Raw genomic sequence first — 2,405 nt, 5'->3', positions numbered from 1 at the left:
ACCCGGTGGCCCTCGGCCGCCATGCCGTCGGCGAACGCCCGCAGGTTGGCCACGGACTCCGCGGCGGCCCGGTCGAGCGCGGCCCGCCCGGCGTCGTCGAGCTCGACGGGCTCTGCGGGCTCTGCGTCGTACTGCGTCTGGAGCGACTCCCGGACCGCACCAAGGGCCTCGCGTTCCCAGGCCGCGACGTCCTCGGCGCCCTCGGTCGCGAGCGCCGGGACCACGATCCAGCTGTCCGGCGGCTCGACCCGCCAGGTCCAGCCGGGCAGGCCAGGTGCGGGCACCGTGCCCGGCGCCGAAGCGCCCGGTCTGGTCGGCGCACTCGGCGTGGACGGCGCACTCGGTGTCGTCGGCGTACTCGGTGTGGTCATAGGACCGGGTTCTCCCCGTAGAGGCCGCTGTAGTCGGCGTCCCGCCAGCCGTAGAGGCTCCAGCGCGGGTCGCTCGGGTTGAAGTTCGACGGATTGAGAAGGCTGAACGGCCGCATGGCCCAGGAGAAGGTGTAGGAGATGGGGCCGATGTACATCCAGGGCTTGATCGCGAAGCCCGTGACGCCGATCTGGCCGAGCGCGGACGTGATCTTCTGCACGTCCTTGATGTCACTGACGCCGATCAGGCGGTCCCAGCGCCAGGTCCCGCCGCCGAGGCGGTCCATGAGCCGGCTCAGGTCCGTGGCGAAGTACTTCGGGTTGGAGAAGACCTGCCACCAGCCCGGCGAGACGCTGGTCTTGCCCGCGAAGTCCTGCCAGCCGCGCAGGTTCCGGCCCAGCGGGCCCAGCGTGATCGTCAGGTCGTTGATCCGGCGGGTCAGCTCCGGGCTGCGGCCGATGTCGACCATCCTGCGCAGCCATTCCCGGTCGCGGAGCAGGAACTGGAGCTGCCGGTTCTGGCTGCCGAACGACCCGGCGCCCTTGGCCAGCAGCGAGGCCTGGATGCCCTTGAGCGAGCTCGCCATCTTCGCCGCGACGCCGATCAGGCCGAGGCTGAGCACGCCGATGATGACGCTCAGCCAGCTGCCCTCGCCCTGGATCGCCAGGACGAAGCTGGCCGCCACCGAGACCACGGTGGCCACCACGCTCAGGAGCGTCAGCACGTTCAGCCCGGGGATCAGGATGCTCAGCACCGCGAGCGCCATGCCGATGTACATCAGGATCTCGACGAGCTTCTTGAGAAACTTGTTCAGCTTGTGCAGGAACGCTTCCCAGCCGCTGTGGTGCAGGCCGTCGTCGGCCCAGTTCTCGCGGATCTTGTTCGCCGCCGCAGTGGCAGCGGCGTCGAACCGGACCATGGCGGCTCGTGCCTTGGCCTTGGCCGCCTCCAGGTCGCCCTTGGCCTCGTTGATCTTTCCGGTGCGACTCTCGGACTCCTGCCGCTCCTTGTCGGTCAGGGGCGGGGCGTCGTCCGGCCGGTCGGCGTTCACCGGGTCGGGCAGGCCCTCGGCGCCCCGCTGGGCGGCGGCCGCGTCCTGGGCCGCCGTCAGTGCGAGGCCCGTCTCGGAGCGCGCGTACTCCAGCTCCGGTCGGAAGGTCCGCAGCGCGTCCCGGATGTCGTCGTACCGGCCGGACGCCTTGTTCAGCGCCTCGGCGCTCTCCCTGGACCGCTTGCGCATGGCGTCGGCGGCCTTGCCCTTGAGCAGGGTCTCGTCGCCGTCACCGATCTTCTTGAGCAGCCTGGCCTGGGTGGACATCGCCAGCGCGATGTCCTCGTAGTGCTTGATCACCGGGTCCAGCCCGGCCACGTCGGCCGGGACGGGGTCGGAGTCGTAGTCGAGCAGATGCCATTCCCCGGCCCGGGTGTCGCCCATCGTCGTCCTCCTGCTGCTGGTCCAACTACTGCTCGTCGAACGACGCCGCGAGCTCGATCTCCAGGTTGTTCCACTGCTCCGCGGCCTGCTCCATCTTCTTCTGCAGGTCAGAGAGGTTGGTGGTGAGCTTCTCCCGCTTGACCCACCAGTCCTCGACGAAGTCGTCCATGGCCTTCTTGACAGTGTCGTGACCCCAGACGGTGCCGTCCTCCCACAGCTTTCCCATGTTCTTGAACTCGTCGACGATCGCCGCCAGCTGGGTGGCGGCGTCGTCGACGGCGACCGACGTGACTACCAGGTCGGCCATGGGACTACTTGTTCAGGGCGTTCGCGAGCTCTTCGTCGGTCTTGCGGAGCGCCTCGGCGGCCTGCTTGAGGTACTCGCCGATGCCGTTCAGACCCTCCATGACCTGCTTGCCACCCTTGTCGAGCTCCTTGTAGGACTCGTCGAAGCGCTTGGAGGACTTGTCCGTCACGTAGCCGTCCTGAACCAGGTTGTCGACCATGGTGCGCAGCTGGTCCAGCTTCGCCTGCATGTCGTCGGCCTCCTGCTTCATGCGCTGGGAGGCGTCCTCCATCTGCTGGAAGGTCACATTGATGT

At 68.4% G+C, this 2,405-nt stretch carries 4 protein-coding genes; all 4 read right to left on the bottom strand.

Translation table 11 applies throughout. The features are described 5' to 3' along the window. Positions 1-284, bottom strand: a 284-nt coding sequence (locus PROKR_RS36360) for a hypothetical protein (RefSeq protein WP_036969920.1), incomplete at its 3' end; no start/stop codon positions are given. Between the two features lie 83 nt (positions 285-367). Then, positions 368-1,804, bottom strand: coding sequence for a hypothetical protein (locus tag PROKR_RS26795; protein WP_036969918.1), 1,437 nt, complete (start codon positions 1,802-1,804; stop codon positions 368-370). A gap of 25 nt (positions 1,805-1,829) precedes the next feature. Then, a complete protein-coding gene (locus tag PROKR_RS26790; RefSeq protein ID WP_020014341.1) occupies positions 1,830-2,111 on the bottom strand; it encodes a hypothetical protein in 282 nt (93 codons plus the stop codon). Between the two features lie 4 nt (positions 2,112-2,115). Further along, positions 2,116-2,405, bottom strand: a 290-nt coding sequence (locus PROKR_RS26785) for a WXG100 family type VII secretion target (protein WP_211240259.1), incomplete at its 5' end; no start/stop codon positions are given.

Source organism: Promicromonospora kroppenstedtii DSM 19349 (assembly GCF_000515355.1).
In the GTDB taxonomy this organism is placed as follows: domain Bacteria; phylum Actinomycetota; class Actinomycetes; order Actinomycetales; family Cellulomonadaceae; genus Promicromonospora; species Promicromonospora kroppenstedtii.
The sequence above is the reverse complement of the archived record's forward strand: the minus strand, read 5'-3'. Positions and strand labels throughout refer to the sequence as shown.

Bases quoted from the DNA above. Each gene is read 5' to 3' on its own strand.
- PROKR_RS26795 (WP_036969918.1), bottom strand. From the start codon at position 1,804: ATGGGCGACACCCGGGCCGGGGAATGGCATCTGCTCGACTACGACTCC.
- PROKR_RS26790 (WP_020014341.1), bottom strand. From the start codon at position 2,111: ATGGCCGACCTGGTAGTCACGTCGGTCGCCGTCGACGACGCCGCCACC.